A 20303-nucleotide genomic window follows, 5' to 3' on the forward strand; every position below is an offset into this window, starting at 1 on the left:
TCCTTACCCCCGTTTTATTTATAGAGTTGCGTCGTCTATGCGCTTATGAGCGCCGGAAAAGTCCTTTGAAGCGATCCCACAAAATGCTGAAGAACATCTTGACCGGATTAAATTCGGCCACCACCGGCTCTTCGCCTTCGGCCAATGGTTTTTCCAGGCGCAGATTCACGTTCTTGCCAAATTCCGCAATCATGCGGCGCACGAAATCCTGAACCAGACCGGAGCGCGAGAACTGCGCCAAAGGCCCTTGCAAGGAATACACCAGTTCCACTTCCACGCGGCTGCGGGCATCCCCTTCAGGAATCACCTGATAGCTGACATCCCCGCGAGCACGTGACTGGCTCAGTGAATCCACACCTTCGCCGCGCAACACAGCGGCACGGCGTTCGTTGTCCTCTTCCAAGGTGGCGTTGCCCTTGAAGGCAGCAGACATGGGGCCGAATTTAATGGCGATCTTGCCCTGCACCGTTGCCCCTTCCTGAGACTCGATAATGGCGCCCGGCAGACAGCCGGCCACTTTGGGCAAATCCTTCATGAAGGTCCACACCTGATCGGCCGGGAAGCGGGCCTCAAACCCACCTTGAATGGCCTGGCCTTTGCCCTTGTCCGCATTGCTCGCTGCCGCCGGACTTGCCGCTACGGGCTCGGGAGCCTGAACCTGTTCCTGCACCGCCTCAAAGGGGGTAAAACCTTCTTGAGCCCATTCTTGCGGCACGTTTTGCACCACCGCCGCCCGCAAAGCGTCAACCTGTTCATCAGGCTGTTCACGCAGGGCTTTCAATACGGACAAAATGGCGGCAGTAATGCCTTGATAGCCTGTGCAGCGGCAAATATTGCCGGACAACTCAATACGCACACGCGCTTCATCCGCGTCGGGCAGGCGCAGCACAATGTCACGGCTGGTGGCCAGCATGCCGGGCGTACAGAAGCCGCATTGCAAAGCATGTTTTTCCGAAAAAGCCGTACGCAAACGGCTCATGATCGGGTCGTCGCCATAGCCTTCTACGGTGGTCACTTCATGCCCGTCGCAAGCGCCCGCAAAAGTAATGCACGAGCGCACTGGACGGCCATCAACCAGCACCGTACACGCACCACACACACCATGCTCACAGCTCAAATTGGTGCCGGTCAGGCGGCTTTTCTCGCGGATGAAATCACCCAGATGGGTGCGCGGTTCGGCCTCATGCTTTTGCTGACGGCCGTTAACTTGAATCGAGATTTCTGCCATGTCTTAACCTTTCACACCCAGCGCTTGTTGCAAGCTGCGCTCTACAACCGTTCGGAACAACACCTGCTGGGCATCGTCGCCTTGTGCAAGATACGGCTGCAAGGCCGCTGCAATTGTGTCCCCTTCCAGGGCAGCCGCGCCTTGCGACGCCACCTTTACGGCCAGTTCCGGCAAGGAACGCGGTGCCCCTTCCAGCGCGCCAATCACCACCCGAGCGGTCCGGGTGGACGGGTCGAAATAGCAGGCGCAGCTGGCATCGGCAAACTCACCCACTTTGCGGGTGAACTTGTAATAGCCCCATCGCGCCGAGCCCGACACTTCAGGCACATCCACGGACTCAATGAACTCACCGGCTTCCAGCACGGTGGTGTAGGCGGCCAGCATGAACTCGCTCATGGGCACAGTACGGCTGCCCTGAGTGCCCCGTATATTGATGTTGGCGCCCAGCGTGGCGCAGGTCAGCACCCAGTCGGCCGCCGGATCAGCATGAGCCAGACTGCCCCCCAAAGTGCCGCGATTGCGCACACCACGGTAGGCAATGCGACCAGCCACTTTCTGCATCATGTGGCCGCGCAGCAATTCATGAACGCCATCTTCAATCTGGGCATGCGTAACTGCCGCCCCAATACGAACCTGTGCTTTAAGGGCTGACACCTGGCGCAGCTCCGGCACTGCCGACACATCCAGCACACGGTCGGGGCGCACCAGACGCAAGTTCAGCATGGGGCCCAGGGACTGGCTGCCGCCCATCAGGCGTACCGCCGAAGGATCAGCGGCAAAGGCGTCCTGGATCTGTTTCAGGCTTTGTGCCTGTTGATATTCAAACTTGGCGGCCTTCATGCCTGAACCTCCGACACGGGCTGGGTTTCTTGCTTGGCTGCAGCGCGAATGGCGCTGAGCAATCGATGCGGAGTAACGGGGGTATGAGAGACCTGGGCCCCCGTGGATCGCAACGCATTATTGATGGCGGACATGATGGCGGCTGGTGGCGCAATCGCCCCGCCCTCGCCCATGCCCTTGGCACCGAATTCGGTATTGGGCGACGGCGTTTCCATATGTTCGATATGAATATTGGGCACTTCACACGCGCCGGGCATGACGTAGTCTGCCAAGGTGGAGGCCAAGGGCTGGCCGAACTCGTCGTAGGGCATCTCTTCGTACAAGGCGGTCCCTATTCCTTGAGCAATGCCACCAATGGTCTGACCTTCCACAATCATGGGGTTGATCATGATGCCGCAGTCTTCAACCACCACATACTTGAGCACTTCCACGCCCCCGGTATTCGGGTCTACCGCCACTACGACAGCATTGCTGGCGTAGGTAAAGCTGCCGGTATCGACCTTGGGTTTGTAGCCTACGGACAGCTCCAGGCCTTGCGGGTCCACATCGGCGGGCAAATGCTGCGGATTGATGTACCAGGCATCAGCCACTTGCGAAATAGTGACCTGACGGCCCTCTGCGCTGAACACATCGCCCTGATGCCGCATGCTGTCCTGATCCGTCTTGAGCATATGAGCAGCAATCTTGCGCACACGGGGCAGCAGATCTTTACAGGCACGCGACACAGCACCACCCGACATCACCAGCGAGCGCGATGCATACGTTCCGGTGGAGAACGGCGTGCGGCCTGTGTCACCGTGCACCACTTTGATTTTGGCAACGGGGATGCCCAGAATTTCACTGGCGATCTGCGCAAAAGAGGTTTCCATACCCTGACCATGCGAATGCACGCCAACGCGCACTTCCAGACCACCGTCGGGAGTCATTCGTACAAATGCCTGATCAAAACCGGGGATTACGGCCGTACCCCAGCTGGCGAACACAGAGGTGCCGTGAGCCGATTGCTCCGTATAAGAAGCCACACCCAGACCGATCAAACGGCCATCAGGTTCACCTTGCGCCTGACGTGCCAGAATCGCATCCACATCCACGGCGGCCAAGGCACGACGCAGGCTTTCAGGATAGTCGCCAGAGTCATAGTGCTTGTTGGCCACGTTGACGTAAGGCATTTGTTCGCCCTGCACCAAGTTCAGCAGTCGCACTTCCCAACTGGTCTTGCCGACCGCCAAAGCGATCTGATCCATCATTTGTTCAATCGCCAGACACACACCCGTACGGGCGACGCCGCGATACGGCATGAAGCCTGGTTTGTTGGTAGCTACACCGCGCGTGCGGCAACGGTAACCACGGAATTCGTAAGGGCCGGGCAAGTTGCCCAAGGCTTGGCCCACTTCCAGCCCAACCGTAAAGGGCCAGACGGAATAAGCGCCGCCATCAATATCAATTTCTGCGTCCAGGGCCAACAAACGGCCTTCATTGCTGATATGCGCTTTCAGACGGTATTGGTGCTCACGCGTATTCGCTCCGGCAATCAAGTGCTCGCGGCGGTCTTCCATAAAGCGGAACGGTTTGCGATAGGTCTTGGCTAACCAGGCAACGCACAGCTCTTCCTGATGCAGCACGCATTTATAGCCAAAGGCCCCGCCCACATCGGGCGAAATTACGCGCACCTGAGCCTGATCCATGCCCAGAAATTGGGCAATGCCGGTGCGGTGCATATGGGGAATCTGGCTACCGCAATACACCACCAACTGATCGGCCTGGAAATCCCAATACGCCAGCACAGCCTTGCCTTCCATAGGCAACATGCACTGTCGAGACAGGCTGACCGAATGCTCGACCACGCGATCAGCCTGGGCGGCTAAGTTGTCAAAGCCGATGTCCGAGCGCAGCGTCACAAACACATTGTCCTGCCAGCCTTCGTGCAGCAGATCCCCTTGCGCGGCCAAAGAGGCCTGCACACTGCCGTAAACGGGCAGTTCGTCGTACAAGGCTTCAATTTCTTCCAGTACGTCTTCGGCGACGGCACGGCTTTCGCCAAAGGCCAGCGCCACCGGCTCACCCACATAACGCACGCTGCCAGACGCCAATGGCGGCATGCTGGAGGACTGATAACTGGGTAAGGTGGACGCTGCGTAAATATCCAGACAATCGGGCATATCGGCGCGGGTAATCACCTGCGCGCGTGCGCTGTCTTCAATATTGATCTGACGGATACGGGCATGTGCCATGGGGCTGCGCAGGAAGGCGACTTCCTGCAGCCCTGGCATGGTCATGTTTCCGATGAAGTTGCCCTGGCCATTGAGATGGCGCGCATCCTCTTTACGAAGGACACGCGCACCCACTCCCTGGCCACCCGGGCTTGACGGGTGACTGTGCTGACTCATTTCACTACCTTAAGAATGTGCTGCTTAACTGCGCTTGCCCAGCTCGCTGAAGGTGAAGTTATCCAGGGCGCTTTCAGCGACGCGGAACCAGCTGGCTTCCTGCTCCTGGAAGGCCTTCCAGCTTGGATAGATCTTGGCAAAATCAGCGTTGCTGTCTGACAGCTCTTTCCACAATTCCTGGGACTTGTCGTAGGCCGCCTTCATGACGTCCTTGGGGAAGTAACGCAACTTGGCCCCTTCAGCCACCAGCTTGCGCAAGGCGGCGGGGTTCAAGGCATCGTATTTGGCCAGGCTCAACATGGTCTGCTCGTTACAGGCAGTCTCGAACGCAGCTTTGAACAAGGGTGGCAATGCTTCCCAGGCGTCTTTATTGACCATGGTGGTCAAGGAGGCGCTGCCCTCGAACCAACCGGGCGAGTAGTAGAACGGGGCTACTTTGTTCAAGCCCAGTTTTTCGTCGTCGTAAGGACCAATCCACTCTGCTGCATCAATCGTGCCTTTTTCCAGCGAGGAATAAATGTCGCTAGGCGGAATCTGTTGTGGCACGGCGCCCAGCTTGGACAGCACCATGCCGCCAATGCCACCGATGCGCATCTTCAAACCCTGCAGGCTATCCAGGTCCTTGATTTCCTTGCGGAACCAACCGCCCATTTGCACGCCCACGTTGCCGGCCACAAAGTTCACGATGTTGTACTGGCCGTACATCTCACGCAACAACTGCAGGCCGCCACCGAAGTGGACCCAGGAGTTGTGTTGACGGGCATTCATGCCAAAGGACAGGCCGGTATCAAAGGTTACGGCGGTGTTCTTGCCCACAAATGCTGTGCTGAGCACGTGGTTGCATTCCACCGTGCCGTTGCTGATGGCATCCATGTTCTGGGCATAGGGCACCAGCTCGCCACCCGGAAAAGCGCGGATCTCGAACTTGCCTTCTGTCAGCTCGCTTACCCGTTTGCACAAGGCTTCGGCCGAGCCGTAAATGGTGTCCAGGCTTTTGGGCCAGCCGGTGGACATGCGCCAGCGCACTGTTGGGTTGCTTTGCGCAATCGCGGGGGCAGCCACTGCTGCCAAACCTGCGCCCGCTACCGTTGCCGACTTCAGCAGAAAACTACGACGCTCCATCACTCACCTCTTTGTATTTTTTAATTTCTTCACATCCCCTGCTCGATAGGGGCCTAGGTATTTCCCGCCAATCTGGCAGAGCCCTCAGACGCACACCGCCTGCCCTTGCCAGACCGTCCCCCCACGGGGTCAGACGGACATTCCAGGTGGTGCCACTGTGCTGTGAAAATCACATCCACCACCTCGATAATAGTAAGTGTGCTGATTAATTAAATTCTGGTCAAGCAGGGAAACTACTGACGCATGTCCTTGATGGGATAAAGGAAAGCCGCATCAATAGCTTAAGCTTAAACTAGCGCAATCCCTTATAAAAACGATATTTGATTTTATTATTTATACAGTATACTGAGTAATTGAAAGCACAATACGGAGACAACTTTGAACTGGACAAAAATTTCCGAAACCGATGCCATCGACAACGAAGAGTCTCTGGCAATCGACTGGCAAGGCAAGAAATTGGCCCTGCATAAACTGGACGACGAGTTCTACCTGACCGACAACATCTGCACCCACCAATACGCCCTTTTGTCTGAAGGCTATCTGGAAGACGGCTGTGTGGAATGTCCCTTGCATCAGGCCAAATTCTGTCTGCGAACCGGCAAGGCCATGAATGCGCCTGCCACGGTAGACATCAAGGTTTATCCGCTGCGCATTGAAGGCAGCGATATCCTGGCTGACCTAAGCCAGGCTTGACCGCTTTTTCTTGCTGACGAGACCTGCAACATCATGGCAAACCACACTTCCGTACTGATCATCGGCGCCGGCCAGGCCGCTTCGGTGCTGGCGCGCGAACTGCGCAGCCTGGGCTACACCGGCAGCATTACCCTGGTGGGCGATGAGCCCCACTTGCCTTACGAACGCCCGCCCCTGTCCAAGGACGTACTCAAGGCCAGCGCCGCTACCGATAGCGTTTTCCTGCAAAAAGCCGAGTTCTATCAAGAACAAAATATTGAACTGCTGCTGGGAGTCACGGTGCAGTCGCTGGACTGCGCCAAGCGCCAGGCCACCTTGAGTAATGGGCAAAGCTGGAATTTTGAGCACGCTGTGTTGGCCACCGGCGGCGCAGCGCGCGAACTGGCGCTGATGCCTGCCACGCAAGCGAATGCTCTGTACCTGCGTACCCTGGACGATGCACTCTGCCTGCAAGCACGACTGCGTCCCGGCCTGCGCGCGCTAGTCATTGGTGGCGGCTTCATGGGTCTGGAACTGGCTTCTACTGCCAGCGAAACCGGCGCCCAAGTCACTGTTATTGAAGCGAATGAACGCCTGCTGGCACGCAACGCTCCCGCCCTGCTTTCGCAGTGGCTGCTGGAACGTTTTGAATCCAAGGGCATCAAGGTGCGTTTGGGCCAAGGAGTCAGTCAGGCCCACTTTGTTGCAGACAAGGAGCCCCCCGTGCAGCTGGAGCTCAGCAACGGTCAGACCGTTCAGGGCGACTTGGCCATTGTGGCAGCGGGCCTGACCGCCAATTCTGCCCTGGCTCGTGCCAGCGGCATTGCCGTGGACGACATGACGGCCGGCATTATTGTGGATCGGCAGGGCCGCAGCAGCGTAGCGGGCATTTATGCCGCAGGCGATTGCACCACCCAGATCTGTCCCGACACCGCGGTGCGCAGTCGAACTGAATCCTGGCAGAACGCTAATGAGCAAGCGCGGCAGGTGGCCCACGCCATCGTCGGGCAAGACGCTCCTGCACAAGCAGTCAGCTGGTTCTGGACTGATGTTCTGGGCTGCAACATCCAGATGCTAGGCCAGGGCAGCCCCGATTTGCAGTATCAGGTACGCGGCATCATGGACAGCCAGAGCGATGCCATCAAGTTCATGCTGCTGGCCTTTGAAGCTCAACATCTGCGCCACGCCATTGCCGTGAATGCGGGTGCAGATCTTCGCGCCTTGCGTAGCGTCATGGAGCAGGATTTGCCGGTTGATCCGGCTACGGTGCTGGACCCGGCCACCAACCTGCGCCAATACGTCAAAGAAGCGGCCCGATCCGCCCATGCCTAATAAATAGAAGCGGCCTTGCTGCGCCGCCTTGTCAACACGAATCATTAAAGAGTTATCAGAGGAGATCCCCATGTATCAGACGCAAACGGTGATAGGCCAGACGGTCGGCTCCAAAGACCGCCCGGTCGAGGAGTGCACCTGGCCCGAGGACGTGCTCAACACCATTCCAGACTGGGTGTACACCAGCAACGATATTTACAACCGCGAGATGGAACGCATTTTTCACGGCGACACCTGGAACTTTGTCGCCCTGGAAGCAGAGATCCCCGACTCGGGCGACTACAAGCGCTCGTATGTGGGTTCCACACCGGTTGTGGTTGCGCGTGCTGAAGATGGCAGCATCAACGTTTTCGAGAACCGCTGTGCACACCGTGGTGCCGAGTTCTGCCGCCACAACCAGGGCAACACCAATGAATTTGTTTGCCCTTATCACCAGTGGTCTTACAGCCTGAAGGGTGATCTGCAAGGTATTCCCTTCAAGCGCGGCGCCAATAAAGAAGGCGGCATGCCACGCAGTTTCAAAAATTCCGAGCATGGTCTAAAAAAACTGCATGTCACCACGCACAATGGCGTCATTTTTGCGTCCTACAGTGACAAGGTCGAACCGATTACGGAATACCTGACTCCTGGAATCTTGCAAGATTTCGAGGCGGTTTTCCCCGGCAAGAAGCTCAAGATCCTGGGCTACTACCGCAACGAGTTGCCTTGCAACTGGAAGATGTACCACGAGAACTTGAAGGACCCTTACCACGCAACCTTGCTGCACTCTTTCCTGGTGGTGTTCGGTCTGCTGGTAGCGGGCAACAAGTCGCAGATGTATGTGGACCCGGTTCATGGCCGCCACGGTTATATGGCTTCGGCGAAGTCCGAGGACAAGTACGCCGAGGTCAGCGAGGACAACAAGAAGGAAATGCGTTCGTTTGTGGACGATATGCGTTTGCGTGACGAGCGTTTCCTGGACTACATCAAGGAATTTGATTCGCCCTGGTCGGTGACGATGCAAACCATCTGGCCCAATCTGATTGTTCAGCGCGAGATGAATACGCTGGGTGTGCGTCAGATTGTGCCCAATGGCCCCAACAGCCTGATCATGCAATGGACCATGTTTGGCTACGAGGACGATACCGAGGAAATGACACGCCACCGTCTGCGTCAGGGCAACCTGATGGGGCCTGCTGGTTTCCTGGGTCTGGAAGATAACGAGGCCATGAAGTTTGTACAGGAAGGGGTTCGCCGCTCCAGCAGCGACGTGAACATCATCAAGCTAGACGAAAGCAAGCTGGGTACATCCAACACCTTGATTTCTGAAGCGGCGATCCGCTCCATGTACCAGTACTACCGCCAAGTGATGGATCTGTAAGACGAGCTGACTATGAAAATGGATTTTTCTTTCAAACCCACCCAGGTTCCCGCCGAGCGTGCTGTGGCTCTGAAGGCGGAAATTGAGCTATTCAATGCCGAGTACTGTGCCACGCTGGATCGCGGCAGTATTGAGAACTGGCCGATGTTCTTTGTGGAGGACGCCCTGTACCGGGTGACTTCTCGCGAGAATGCGGATCTGAAGTTACCGGTTGGTCTGGTCTATGCGGAAGGTCGTGACATGATGCATGATCGTGCGGTCGCAATTGCCCGCACGCAGATGTATGCACCGCGCTACATGCTGCATCTGGTGACCGATGTTCGTGTAATCAGCGAAGCAGACAATGGGGATATTGAGGCTGAAGCCAACTATATATTGATGCAGACTTTGGTTGAAGGCCCTTCTACGGTGCATCTGGTGGGCAGCTATTTTGATACTTTCACCCGTGTGGACGGGCGTTTGATGCTCAAAGAGCGTCAGGTGATTTTTGATACGTCCATTCTGGCGAACGATCTGGTGTTTCCTGTTTAAGGCTAGAACTCTCCGAGCCACTTGAGTCAGGCTGTTTATTCAGTTTGGCTTTTTAGGGCGCTCTTCTTTGGAAGGGCGCTTTTTTTATGCGGTTTACAGGATAAAGAGGATCAGCAACGGAACCGCTAAGGTGGTAGTGGTGGGGGCAGTGTTACTGCTGATGCTGATGCTGATGCTGATGCTGGTGTTCCTGCCTGGGGTCGCTGCGCCGATGAAGAACACTTTCTGATGTGGCTATGTCAAAAGTGGATTCTGGAAGAAGTCTCTGTGAAGACGCCATTCAGGTACGGGGGGAGGTGTCTGGGCTGAGCACTTGCCGGTGCTACGCACCGGTGCCCTAGTCAGGAGATAGCTACGGGCGCATCCTGAACTCGCGGGGTGCTTCGTCCCCCGGACGAAGCACAATCGCCCCGCTCAAACAACAGGATGCTTGCACCCCTACGCTATCCCCTGCCCGCGGCAAGTTCTCTGACCCGCCCAGCCCCCTCCCCCCAGTACCTGAACGGCTCACAATGACATTTTCATCCACCAAACCACTGCAGTTTCTTTGGTGACACAAGACAGGTGAAACCGACTCTGAGAACACTCTCACACACAGACTATGTTCCTAGAGCAAACCACTCCCCTCTTTTCTCCAACATCTCAATCTGCCCCCCTGTCTTTCACTTCCCCTCTGCAAATGCAGTTTGAGCTTTCACCGATGCCACTCGTTTTCTTGTGGGGCCCGTGTGCGGCTTAGCGGGCGAGTCAGGCCCCTTGCCGCAGGCAGGGTGACGAGGCGGGATGCAAGGGTCGTGCTGTTTGAGGAGCACGCTTGCGGCTGGTCCGGGGGACCAGTCGCGCTCCGAGTTCACGACCCGCCCGCAACGGCGCGCTGACTAGGGCACCCACGCGCAGCGTGGGCAAGGGACCCGCCAAGACAAGCCGCACACGGGCCCCACAAGAAAACTGCCGCCCCTATCACGCAAAGCTCACCCGGCACGTTCAGTGGCCCTACACCAAGGCCCCAATGCTGCGCCACAGTGCACAAAAAAGCCCCCGAGAGCCATTCGACTCCCAGGGGCCCAGGTCCGACAGCCTGCCCCCAAGCGGCAGACCACCGATACTCAATCACAAGTCCGTAGAAACAGACCTGTTCAAAGACGACACAGGTTCCGTCAATCAAACTGCTAAAAAATGACGGAACACCTCGTTCTTCTCAAAGGCTCAAAAATCCAAAACCCCAAGCCTTAAACTCCAATCAGCTTCATCGCCTCTTCACGCGTTGCCACGGTGGCGTACTTCTGACGCATGTCGAACAAGTTGGCCTCATGAGGACCAATCGCCCGGTCCCCCACGCAATCAGACACCACCAAGGGGCGGAAGCCCAGTTGCATCGCATCGACCACGCTGGAGCGCACACAACCACTGGTCACGGCACCGGCGACCAACAGCGTTTGCACACCACGCTGCGTCAACCACGCTGCCAAAGGCGTACCGAAGAAGGCCGAAGGCACGTTCTTGCGAACAACAAACTCGCCCGCAGCCGGAGCCAGCTCCGGCACGATATGGCTGTTGTGCGCATCTTCCGTCAGCCCCAGCATGCCGGGGACCTTGATGCTGAAAATATTGTTATCAGCGCCATCGTCGGCATACACGATACGGGTATGAGCCACCGGCCAGCCCTGCTCACGCGCCGTCGCCAAGAGCTTTTGCGTGTTCTCGATCGCTTCAGGAATATTGCCACCACCAAACACCGCCGGGTCGGCAAAGCCGTTCACCAGATCAATAATCAGCAGTCCATATGGAGCTTTAGGCTCCAGCATCGACCCAAACCCTTGTTGAGCGTAAACCGCTCCTTCATTCGTACTCACCAACGCCTCCGTCCAGTACTTTGCCATCACGCACCACAGCGCGACCATCCAGGCTCACCGTGCAATTGCGCAAAGGAATATCAATGTGGCAGGCCGTTGTCCGCTTGCCACCCGCTTCATTGTTCGGTCCCAAGGAGAACAAGAAGTTGCCCTCGAACGCACGCGCATCCATGCCAATGGTGTTCTCACGCGAGTACAGACCCAAAGTGGACCAGTGGCAACGTGGCTGCAGACCCCAACCAATGTGGGAGATGGCATAGCCTTCGGGATCGTTAAAGGACTTCATGTACTCGTCCAACAACTCGGCCTCGATACCGCCTTCAATCTTGGTGGCGTAGCCATTTTCTACCGTCAGAATAATCTGCTCAGTCGAGTACTTTTTCTGTGGCAACAGGATGTCGCCCTTGTCGATCACGATGGTGCCGTTGGTGCCCAACTCATTGGGCCAGGTCAGCACAAAACCGCTGGGCCAGTGGTCCCAACGTCCGGGCTCATCCACAAAACCGTACTCACGAATGGCGGGGAATTCACCCAGCGGGCAACGCAAATCCGTACCGGCAGCCGAAGTGATGCTCATTTCCTTGGCGGCTTTGATCAAGGCCGCTGCCGCTGTCACGCGTGCACGATCTGCTTCGGTCGGAACCGTGCGAACCAGAATTTCTGGTGGCTCTACCGCCAGCAAAATCTTGGTACCCGACTTCAGAATGTCGATCTGCTCGGGCGAGAAGAGCAAGGTCATCAAATCCAGCACCAGATCGCTGGCCTTCAAAGCCGCAATCGCCGCTTCATTACCTGTCAGCGGAGTCGTGCCCAAGTAGGCCAACGAGTCACGGCTCAAGGCTTTTTCCGCATTGACCGGCAACAAGTCCAGACGGTTCACAATAGCGCCCATGGACTGGGCGGCAATCTGTGCACACTGCATAGTCTGCGGGTGCGTGGTCGAGCTGGTCAGCAAGGTCACTGTTTGACCGGCCTCCAGCTTGGACAGACGCAGCACTTCCTGCCACGCCTCGATAAGTTGGTAATCACTTACTGCCATCTTGTCTCTCCTTGTGAAAGGTTCCGACACTGACGCGGAACCTCTGCATCACGACGGGCCACCCATGTGGCCCTTTCAACATCACACCAGGCGCTGCCCCAGGAAATCACCGAAGGCCTCGTAAAAGCCGGCTTCGTTGTCCCAAGGAATCATGTGACCGGCGTTGGGCACGCGCACGTGCTGCACACCAGAAGCCAGTTGCTGGATCTCGGCCACGTCTTCATCGCGCACCACATCACCACGCTCGGCAGTCATCAGCAAAGCAGGGACCTTCAAGTGCGGGAAATCAACGTGAATATCGTCGGTGTGGAAACCTTCAAAGCTGGCCAGAATCGCAGGCTCGTGGCAGGTGTGCAGCCACTGAGCACGCAATTGCAATTGCTCTTGGGTCCAGGTCGGGCAGAAGGCGCGCATGTCTTCCGCAGTGCACCCCTTGCGCGCCATCGCCATGGAATCCACGTACCACGGCAACTTGGAAGGATAGGCACGGCGATCCGGGCCGGATACAGGAGGATCAACCATCACCAGACGGTTCAAGCCATCGCTGTTCTTATGCGCCGCACGCAAACCAATGCGCGCACCCATGGAGTGGCCGACCACAATGTAGTCCTTCAAACCCAGGGCTTGAGCCAAGGCGATCAAGTCCTCCGCTTGCGCGTCCAGGCTGTAATCCATGCCTTCAGCCGCTTCGCTTAAGCCCCGACCACGCACGTCCTGAATGTAGGTATCAAACTGCTTGCCGAACTGCTCGCCTACAAAACCCCAAGTCACGGCTGGGCTGGTGATGCCCGGCACGATGATGACCGCAGGGCGCTGGTCGCGAACTTCGCTGGAACCACCGTAACGCAGGTAATGCTGACGAATGCCATTGGCATGAACATGCGCACCGTACAGAAAAGTGCTCATGCTTAACTCCGGTCCAGCTTGAACAGACGGGCCGCATTGCCGTAACACACCAGCTCGCGAGTGGCCTCGTCCATAGGCGCGGCTTCAATAAACTCGGCAGCCAGTTCGGTGGATTCGTAAGGGTAATCAACGGAGAACAACACCGCCTCAGCACCCATCTCGCCAATCGCTCCCATCAGTGTCGGAGCAGAACAGACGCCAGAGGTAGTGATCAAAATATTGCTGCCGATGTACTCGGATGGCTTGCGCTGCAAGGTGACACCATGCGGGTAAACCGCAAAGCGGCTGTCATAGCGCCAGCGCTGGAAGGGCAAGCCTTCACCCATATGACCCAGAATCACTTTGACGCCGGGACAGCGATCAAACACGCCACCGAACAACATGCGTAGCGCATGAGTACCTGTTTCTACACCCCAACCCCACGTAGCACCGGTCAGCTCGGGGTGGCCCGAGTAAGCATGGGGCATTTCATAGGCATCAAAGGGATGCAGATAAAACGGCACATCCAGCTTCTGTACGGTTTCCCAAAAGGCATCGTATTCGCGGCCATCGTAGTACACGCCGTGCGTGTGACCATTAACCAAAGCGCCCTTCAAACCCAGGTCCTGCACGGCACGAGTCAGTTCCTGTGCGGCGGCGGCGGGGTCTTGCATGGGCAAAGTGGCAAAGCCGCCCAAACGGTCCGGATGACGCGCAATTTGCTGCGCCAGAAAATCATTGTTTTGACGCGAACGCTCGATAGCAACGGAAACATCTTTTTCCACTTGCACACCGGGGCCAGTTTGCGACAGCACCACATATTCAATACCGGCACGATCCATGACTTCCAAACGCTGGGCGTCAAAATCATGCAAACGAGCCATCAATTCACGCGCATCCGCACTGTCGATATGTTTGACAAAGGCTTTGGAATAATCCTCAAAGCCGACAGCGTTGAAGTGCTCCTCCAGTGCTATTTTTTTAATACGTTTCACCGTAAATTTTCCCTAAATTATTGATTTACATAAGGTCAATCCTTTGACCCCCCAACAATATCTATCAGTATGCTGATTATTATTGTTTTCAGCAAGTCGGGAAATCACATATACTTTGGGGCGTGGACAGCGCCTTCAAAAATGACTACAAATCAGAAATTGGGGGCGCTGTTCACATTAGCGCGACCTCGCTTTTTTTGTAGACGCCGACCTGGCTGCCGTACCCTTTGCAGGTCGTCCTGCTTTCAGTGTGCTGCCTATTGGGCAATATGTTGAAGGCCACTCAATTGATGACTGACTTATCCATGAAGAATCACGCCGAGCAAAAGCAAGAAGAACGACTGGAAGCCGACGAGGCCGAAATCCTGGGTCCAGTGGAAGAAGAAAATGCCGAGCTGTATCGACGCAAACTGTGGTCCCGGCCCGGTTTTCTGGTTCGACGTCTTAACCAGATTCACTACGCCATGTTTTATGAAGAATGCAGAAACGACATCACCCCTGTACAACACGGTGTGCTGTCGGTTTTGATGGGTTCGCCCTGGCTGGATCAAACCACCATTGGCTATGAACTGGGACTGGACCGCACCACCTCTGCCGACGTGATCCGCAGGCTGGAGGAAAAAGGTTTGCTGGGGCGACGTGTTAACCCCGAAGACCGCCGATCACGCCAGACCTACATTACCGAAGCAGGACTGGCCGCCATGCAGGAGATCAGTGCCGGGATGAGCCTGGCGCAGGAGCGCTTGCTCGATCCCCTGACGGCCAAGCAACGCCAAACCTTCATGGCAATGCTGACGCGCGTTGTGGAGCACAACAACCAATACGGGCGTGCTGCTCTGAAGAATATGTAAAGGAATTAGAGGGGCCTTAAGCCCCTCTTGCGTACCAATCAGGCAGTTCAAACGCATGCGCTGGCAATTGGTATAGCTGGCGCAAACTTGCCTGGCTGAGCATATCGCGGGGCTGGCCTTGCGCCAATATTCCCCCATCACGGTACAGAATCACCCAGTCAGCAACACGGGCCGCATGTTCGGGCTGATGGGTACACAACAGCACACCCAGACCTTCCTGACGCAAGTGCGCCACCTGATCCAGCACACGCAACTGATTGGCAAAGTCCAGGCTGGAGGCCGGCTCGTCCATGATCAGAAATTGCGAACGCTGCGCCAGGGCGCGTGCAATCACACATAGCTGACGCTCTCCACCACTGATCTGATCAATGCGCTTTTGCCCCAGCTGGGCAATCCCCAGGCGCTCCAGGCATGCGCCTACCCACTGCCTGTCTTCTTCTCGGGGTTGCGTGTACCAAGCCAGTTCGCTGGCACAGCCCAGCAACACCCATTGTTCTACGGTGAAGGCAAAGGCGGAGTCCTGAGCTTGCGGCACATAGGCCAGTTGCCGGGCCAGGGCTCGACGACTCCATTGCTCCAAAGGCTTGCCCTGTACGTTTATCTGCCCTTGCAAAGGAGCTTGCAAGCCCAGCAAGGTGCGTAGCAAGGTGGACTTGCCGCTGCCATTAGGGCCCAGCAAGCACACGACCTGCCCAGTCTGCAGGTGCAAATTCAGATGACTGGCCACCTGCTTGCGCCCATAGCCCACTGCCAAATCAATAGCCTCTATACCTTGCCCCTTCATTTCTGCCTCGCGCCGCGAGCCAGCAGCAGCAAAAAGCCGGGAGCACCCACCAAGGCCGTCAACACGCCCAGGGGCAATTCCAAGGTACCGATACTGCGCGCCAAGGTGTCAGTCAACAAAAGAAAAGCCGCCCCCACAATCAGGCAGACGGGCAATAAGCGCGAGAAATCTGGACCCACCAGCAAGCGGGCCACATGGGGAATCAAGAGGCCAACCCAGCCAATAATGCCTGCCAAGGCCACGCAAACCGCCGTCATCAAGGTTGCACACACAATCAGCAAACCACGCAAGGCTGATACGGGCATACCCAAGGAACGGGCCTCATCATCTTGCAAAGCCAGAACATTGATACGCCAGCGCAGCAGCCAAATGGGTACGATGCAAGCCCCAACCATCATCACTGCAGGCCAGACCTCGTAGGAGCGCACGGCGCTTAAGCCTCCCAGCAACCAGAAAGTCATGGAGGGAAGCTGGGAATACGGGTCAGCCAGAATTTTGATCAGGGACAAACCTGCCCCCAGCAAGGTGCCTACCGCCATCCCGGCCAGCACAAGAATCAAGATAGGTGGATGATGACGCAAGGTACGCGCCAGGCTCAATACAATGCCTACTGCCAGCAAACCGCCCACGAAGGCCGCCATCTGCACGCCAAACAAAGACCAGTTCAAGTAAATGGCCAGAATCGCCCCCAGACCCGCCCCCGATGACACGCCCAAAATATCCGGGGACACCAAAGGATTGCGGAACATGGTTTGATAAGCTGCCCCTGCCGTAGACAAGGCTGCCCCCACCACCAGCGCCGCAGCAATACGTGGCAGGCGTAATTCCCAGACAACGCGGGTAGCCTGATCTTGCACCGCTCCCGAGTCAGTCGAAAAGCCCGCCACCAAAGCGCGCAGCACTTGAGGGCCAGACAAGGGATAGGCCCCCTGCCCCAAGGCGAAAACAAGCAGCACGGCCAGCGCCAAGGTCAGAGCCATCAGTAAAAGCCCGTAGCGCAGACCCGATGTCATGAGTGCTTAGGCGAGCCTGTTGGGTCCAATCCTTGGACTAGTCTTTGCATTTGCTCAGTGTCCAGAGACATGCCATAAAACGCAGCGTAAAAGCTCTGCAGTTCGGACATCATGCGCGGCATGGCAGACGGGCCTTCCAACAAGGCACTTAACCAGATAACGCCAGCCAGACGATTGATACTGGGCGGGCCATCCAACCAACCAAAGGGCAAGGCAGGCACGCGATACAAACGCCCTTCACGCACGGCTTTAAGTTGGTTCCAGGGTGCCTGAGTACGCGCCAGCTCAAAAAACGCTTCATCCTGGGCGAACAGAATGTCAGGGTTCCAAGCCAAGAGTTGTTCGTAAGAAATACGTCCTAAACGGTTGTCAGTCTGCTCGTCACCCATCACAGACAAACCGCACAGACGCAATACCTCTGTATGGATGGACTGACCCATGCCCGTTTCCAGGCCATCGTTGCCACGCGCTAAATAGGCTTTTAAGCCCTGGGCCCGAGGCCGGGCAGCCAACTGAGCCTGAGTCAATATATCTTGGGCATGCTGGCCCAATTGCCGGCCACGTTCTTGCTGACCCAGCAAGTGCCCGCCTTGGCGCAATTGCTCTGGGCTGTCGTTCAAGCGACCGTCCAGCAAAACATAAGGCACTCCGGTTTGTTCCTGTACAGACTTGGCCGCCGACTCGTAATAGGGATTCACATCACCTATGTCTATCACCATATCCGGCTTTAAACCCAAGAGGCTTTCCAGCGACAAGGTACTGCCCCGGCCCGCCAGACGGCCCAGATACGGCAGAGAAGACCCAGCAGACGCCAGCATGGTTTGAGCTGCCGGTGCCAGCTTGAAAGGCCAGCCCAACAAAGACTGCGGGGCCAGACAATACACCAGCACCGCCGCAGGTGGACCTGCCGCCACCACCCGGCGAACCAGGGCCGGGTCAGGTAGCTGCCCCGACACACTGATATGCAAATTAACGGAGGGGCTGAGCCCAGCCTGTTCAGACTGGGCCAGCAAGCGGGCGTGAGGCGCCAGAGCTGGCAGTGCCGCCAAGGCACGCAATAGATCACGACGCTTCATCCCAACTATCCCCCTTTAACTGCTCATCACAGCACTGCTTTAGAAACGATAGCTTCCGCCCACAAACCAGACGCGTCCGGGCATGGGGTAGCCCTCTTTATATTGGTACAACTTGTCGCCCAGATTGCGTACACCCGCCTCCAGGGTGATATCCGAATTGGGTCGCCAGATCCCTTTCAGACCCAGCAAGGCAAAGCCCGGTGTTTTCTCGTAGATCGAATTACCCTTGCTATCGGCATAGGAGTAATAACGACCACTTTCGGTTTCAACCGAACCCATGACTTCCCACTGTGCGGAGGGCTTCCAGCTCAGGTGTGCAAACAGACGGTGCGCTGGCGTATCCACCAGTTTGACGTCTGGATCGGACTGGTTGCGACGATTCAAATAAGTGTAAGCCAAGCCGCCTGACCATTGAGTAGAAAACTGTTGCTGCAAAGACAGTTCCACACCCATTTGACGAGCCTTGCCGACGTTGGTGGCCTGGTCGCAAAAGCCGACAGGACGATACTTGTCGCAACCGGGAGCCTGGATAACCGTGCTTTGAATCATGTCACGCACTTGGCTCAAGAACAGAGCCGATTCCAGCTGAGCGCCTTCCCAAGGTTGACCCCGCATACCCAACTCGTAGTGGATGGCATGTTCAGGTTTTAAGTCCGGATTAGGTTGGGCGTAACCCATACGGCTGGAGTAACGGTCTTTAATCGTGGGAAAGCGCGTTTTGTAGGCCACGCTACCGTAGACCTGCATCGCTTCGCTCCAGTCGTAGCCCAATTCCAGCAAGCCGTTGGTGGCATCGGTATCGCCGGTTTCAAAGTTATGGGCTTCTTTGGCTTTACGACGCTCATGACTGGCGCCCACACGCAACTGCCACAGATCCCCCAAGGCGATCCGGTCCTCAAACGCCAGGGACGTTGTCACGTCTTTATAGTGTTCTGTGCCCGAGGGTTTGGGATCGCGGTGCGTATCTTCCTTGTAGTGCAAGGCAAAGTGCAGTTCGTGATTATTCAGGCTGGTGTTGACCCATTCCAGCGCCGCACCACGGGTACGATCCGAATACTCACTGGTTGGGCCGGTCAGCGTGGCGTACTGGCCATCGCTATACATGTCCAGACCGTTGCTGTACTTGTCCTCGTACACGCGGGTTTTGATGGTATTGCTCTCACCAAACTGAGTAGAGCTTAGGAAGTACAGGCTTTCCTTGTCCCAGTAAGGCCAGCGCCAGTAGCGTTGACCCAGCTTGGCATCGTTTACGCCGGTGTAAACAGGATTATCTTTCTGGCCTTTCTGATTCACATAACCGATCACATATTCATCAGTTGCATTCGGAGTCAGGCCCAGTTTGAAGGATGCCTTCTTGTCCATTTGCGAGGCATTGCTGCGTGTGCTGCCGGTATCTGTAGGACGCGCTTTTTGATCTTCAAAGCCACGACCCAAGGGAAAGGTGCGCTCTCCCGACCAGGACAAGCCCGCTTGCAAATACCAGCTGCCTTGGTTGGTACCCACGTTCAAGGCGCTGTAGCGCTGGTCGCCCGTCGCGTAGCCGGCACGAAACTCGCCTTCAAATTCCTTGACGGGTTTGCGGGTTACCAGGTTGATGGCGCCGCCCATGATGTTGGGGCCATACAGTAAGGAGGCTGCTCCCTTGGCCACGCGAATCTCGCTCAAGTCCATCGTGGTAAAGCGGGTGAAGTCCACATAGCCGTCATAGGGCACGTACTGTGGAATACCGTCAAGGAACAAAGGCACCTGACGCGAATCGAAGCCGCGCACATACACCATTTGCTCATTGCGGGCACCGCCTGCAGACACGCTCACGCCGGGCATCACACTAACGGCAGCACCTACATCGCGCAGATCAAAAGCCTGCATGGTTTCCTGGCCGACGGCGCTCTCGCCCAACGGCGCTTCCCGGTCCAGATTGGAGCGTACAACCACCTTGCCCAGCTCGAAGACCCGGTCATTATTTTCCTGAGCCTGAGCTTGGCTCATGGCCAAGGCCCCCATCATGCTCAAGACTAAGGCGCGAGGTACAAAATTGACGGATTTTTTATTGTGGCGCGCAGCAGTGGCACGCTTGGATTGATGTCTCATTCCACTTCCCTATCGATTCTTTCTAATTGATTTATGAATAAGTACGACAAAAAAAAACGGGCCCAAGAGGGCCCGTAAATAGAACCCATCATCGAGCGATGAGTGATGGTTCTTTCGAAAACACCGCTATATAGTAGAGCATATAGCGAGAAAGTTCAACTAGCCAGAAACTTTAAAGTTCAGGCCTTTACAACTTAAAAATCTGATGCTCCCAGCCAACAAATAGGGGTGTACTGACTATTTT

General features: G+C 56.4%; 17 protein-coding genes. 5 read left to right on the forward strand and 12 right to left on the reverse strand.

The annotated features are described in order from the left end of the window. Nucleotides 1-43 precede the first annotated feature (43 nt). The 4 genes from AC1RSM_RS13665 to AC1RSM_RS13680 are packed head-to-tail and all read right to left on the reverse strand — an operon-like array spanning nucleotide 44 to nucleotide 5577. Entirely contained in the window at nucleotides 44-1228 is a 1185-nt protein-coding gene (locus AC1RSM_RS13665) for a xanthine dehydrogenase family Fe-S subunit (protein ID WP_492933096.1), read from the reverse strand. Between the two features lie 3 nt (nucleotides 1229-1231). Continuing rightward, nucleotides 1232-2068, reverse strand: coding sequence for an FAD binding domain-containing protein (locus AC1RSM_RS13670; RefSeq protein WP_492933097.1), 837 nt, complete (start codon nucleotides 2066-2068; stop codon nucleotides 1232-1234). Further along, the gene (locus AC1RSM_RS13675) at nucleotides 2065-4455 is read right to left on the reverse strand and encodes a xanthine dehydrogenase family protein molybdopterin-binding subunit (protein WP_492933098.1); all 2391 of its coding nucleotides are present in this window, start codon (nucleotides 4453-4455) and stop codon (nucleotides 2065-2067) included. The genes AC1RSM_RS13670 and AC1RSM_RS13675 overlap by 4 nt, the downstream gene beginning before the upstream one ends. Before the next feature lie 24 nt (nucleotides 4456-4479). Further along, on the reverse strand, nucleotides 4480-5577 hold the full coding sequence (locus AC1RSM_RS13680; RefSeq protein WP_492933099.1) for a TRAP transporter substrate-binding protein: 1098 nt from the start codon (nucleotides 5575-5577) through the stop codon (nucleotides 4480-4482). Nucleotides 5578-5955: 378 nt separating this feature from the next. Here AC1RSM_RS13680 and AC1RSM_RS13685 point away from each other — a divergent pair, with 378 nt between their 5' ends. The 4 genes from AC1RSM_RS13685 to AC1RSM_RS13700 all read left to right on the forward strand — a co-directional run bounded on the left by AC1RSM_RS13685 (nucleotide 5956) and on the right by AC1RSM_RS13700 (nucleotide 9472). Next, nucleotides 5956-6270, forward strand: coding sequence for a non-heme iron oxygenase ferredoxin subunit (locus tag AC1RSM_RS13685; RefSeq protein WP_492933100.1), 315 nt, complete (start codon nucleotides 5956-5958; stop codon nucleotides 6268-6270). A 33-nt stretch (nucleotides 6271-6303) separates the two neighbouring features. Next, complete coding sequence (locus AC1RSM_RS13690) at nucleotides 6304-7581, forward strand: NAD(P)/FAD-dependent oxidoreductase (protein WP_492933101.1); 1278 nt, start codon at nucleotides 6304-6306, stop codon at nucleotides 7579-7581. Between the two features lie 70 nt (nucleotides 7582-7651). Next, nucleotides 7652-8941: an aromatic ring-hydroxylating dioxygenase subunit alpha gene (locus tag AC1RSM_RS13695; protein WP_492933102.1), complete on the forward strand. Its 1290-nt coding sequence runs from the start codon at nucleotides 7652-7654 to the stop codon at nucleotides 8939-8941. Between the two features lie 12 nt (nucleotides 8942-8953). Continuing rightward, complete coding sequence (locus AC1RSM_RS13700) at nucleotides 8954-9472, forward strand: aromatic-ring-hydroxylating dioxygenase subunit beta (protein ID WP_492933103.1); 519 nt, start codon at nucleotides 8954-8956, stop codon at nucleotides 9470-9472. 1229 nt (nucleotides 9473-10701) lie between these two features. Here AC1RSM_RS13700 and AC1RSM_RS13705 read toward each other — a convergent pair. The 4 genes from AC1RSM_RS13705 to AC1RSM_RS13720 all read right to left on the reverse strand — a co-directional run bounded on the left by AC1RSM_RS13705 (nucleotide 10702) and on the right by AC1RSM_RS13720 (nucleotide 14244). After that, nucleotides 10702-11277, reverse strand: a complete 576-nt coding sequence (locus AC1RSM_RS13705; protein ID WP_492933693.1) for an N-carbamoylsarcosine amidohydrolase — start codon at nucleotides 11275-11277, stop codon at nucleotides 10702-10704. A 34-nt stretch (nucleotides 11278-11311) separates the two neighbouring features. After that, complete coding sequence (locus AC1RSM_RS13710; RefSeq protein WP_492933070.1) at nucleotides 11312-12364, reverse strand: 2,5-dihydroxypyridine 5,6-dioxygenase NicX family protein; 1053 nt, start codon at nucleotides 12362-12364, stop codon at nucleotides 11312-11314. Nucleotides 12365-12445: 81 nt separating this feature from the next. Then, nucleotides 12446-13270 (reverse strand): alpha/beta fold hydrolase, encoded by an 825-nt coding sequence (locus tag AC1RSM_RS13715; RefSeq protein ID WP_492933104.1) that lies wholly within the window; start codon nucleotides 13268-13270, stop codon nucleotides 12446-12448. Between the two features lie 2 nt (nucleotides 13271-13272). Further along, a complete protein-coding gene (locus AC1RSM_RS13720) occupies nucleotides 13273-14244 on the reverse strand; it encodes an amidohydrolase family protein (protein WP_492933105.1) in 972 nt (323 codons plus the stop codon). A gap of 290 nt (nucleotides 14245-14534) precedes the next feature. Here AC1RSM_RS13720 and AC1RSM_RS13725 point away from each other — a divergent pair, with 290 nt between their 5' ends. Then, nucleotides 14535-15095 (forward strand): MarR family winged helix-turn-helix transcriptional regulator, encoded by a 561-nt coding sequence (locus tag AC1RSM_RS13725; protein ID WP_492933106.1) that lies wholly within the window; start codon nucleotides 14535-14537, stop codon nucleotides 15093-15095. Nucleotides 15096-15111: 16 nt separating this feature from the next. Here AC1RSM_RS13725 and AC1RSM_RS13730 read toward each other — a convergent pair whose 3' ends face one another. From AC1RSM_RS13730 to AC1RSM_RS13745, 4 genes are read right to left on the reverse strand one after another with little or no spacing between them, the layout of a single operon-like run. Continuing rightward, nucleotides 15112-15879, reverse strand: a complete 768-nt coding sequence (locus AC1RSM_RS13730; RefSeq protein ID WP_492933107.1) for an ABC transporter ATP-binding protein — start codon at nucleotides 15877-15879, stop codon at nucleotides 15112-15114. Continuing rightward, nucleotides 15876-16892 carry a FecCD family ABC transporter permease gene (locus AC1RSM_RS13735; RefSeq protein WP_492933108.1) on the reverse strand — a complete coding sequence of 339 codons (1017 nt, stop codon included), beginning with the start codon at nucleotides 16890-16892 and terminating at the stop codon, nucleotides 15876-15878. The genes AC1RSM_RS13730 and AC1RSM_RS13735 overlap by 4 nt, the downstream gene beginning before the upstream one ends. Further along, nucleotides 16889-17968, reverse strand: coding sequence for an ABC transporter substrate-binding protein (locus tag AC1RSM_RS13740; protein ID WP_492933109.1), 1080 nt, complete (start codon nucleotides 17966-17968; stop codon nucleotides 16889-16891). The genes AC1RSM_RS13735 and AC1RSM_RS13740 overlap by 4 nt, the downstream gene beginning before the upstream one ends. A gap of 39 nt (nucleotides 17969-18007) precedes the next feature. Continuing rightward, nucleotides 18008-20059: a TonB-dependent receptor plug domain-containing protein gene (locus tag AC1RSM_RS13745; RefSeq protein ID WP_492933110.1), complete on the reverse strand. Its 2052-nt coding sequence runs from the start codon at nucleotides 20057-20059 to the stop codon at nucleotides 18008-18010. Between the last annotated feature and the right edge of the window lie 244 nt (nucleotides 20060-20303).

It is taken from the genome of Alcaligenes sp. GW821-FHT11D07 (assembly GCF_058808495.1).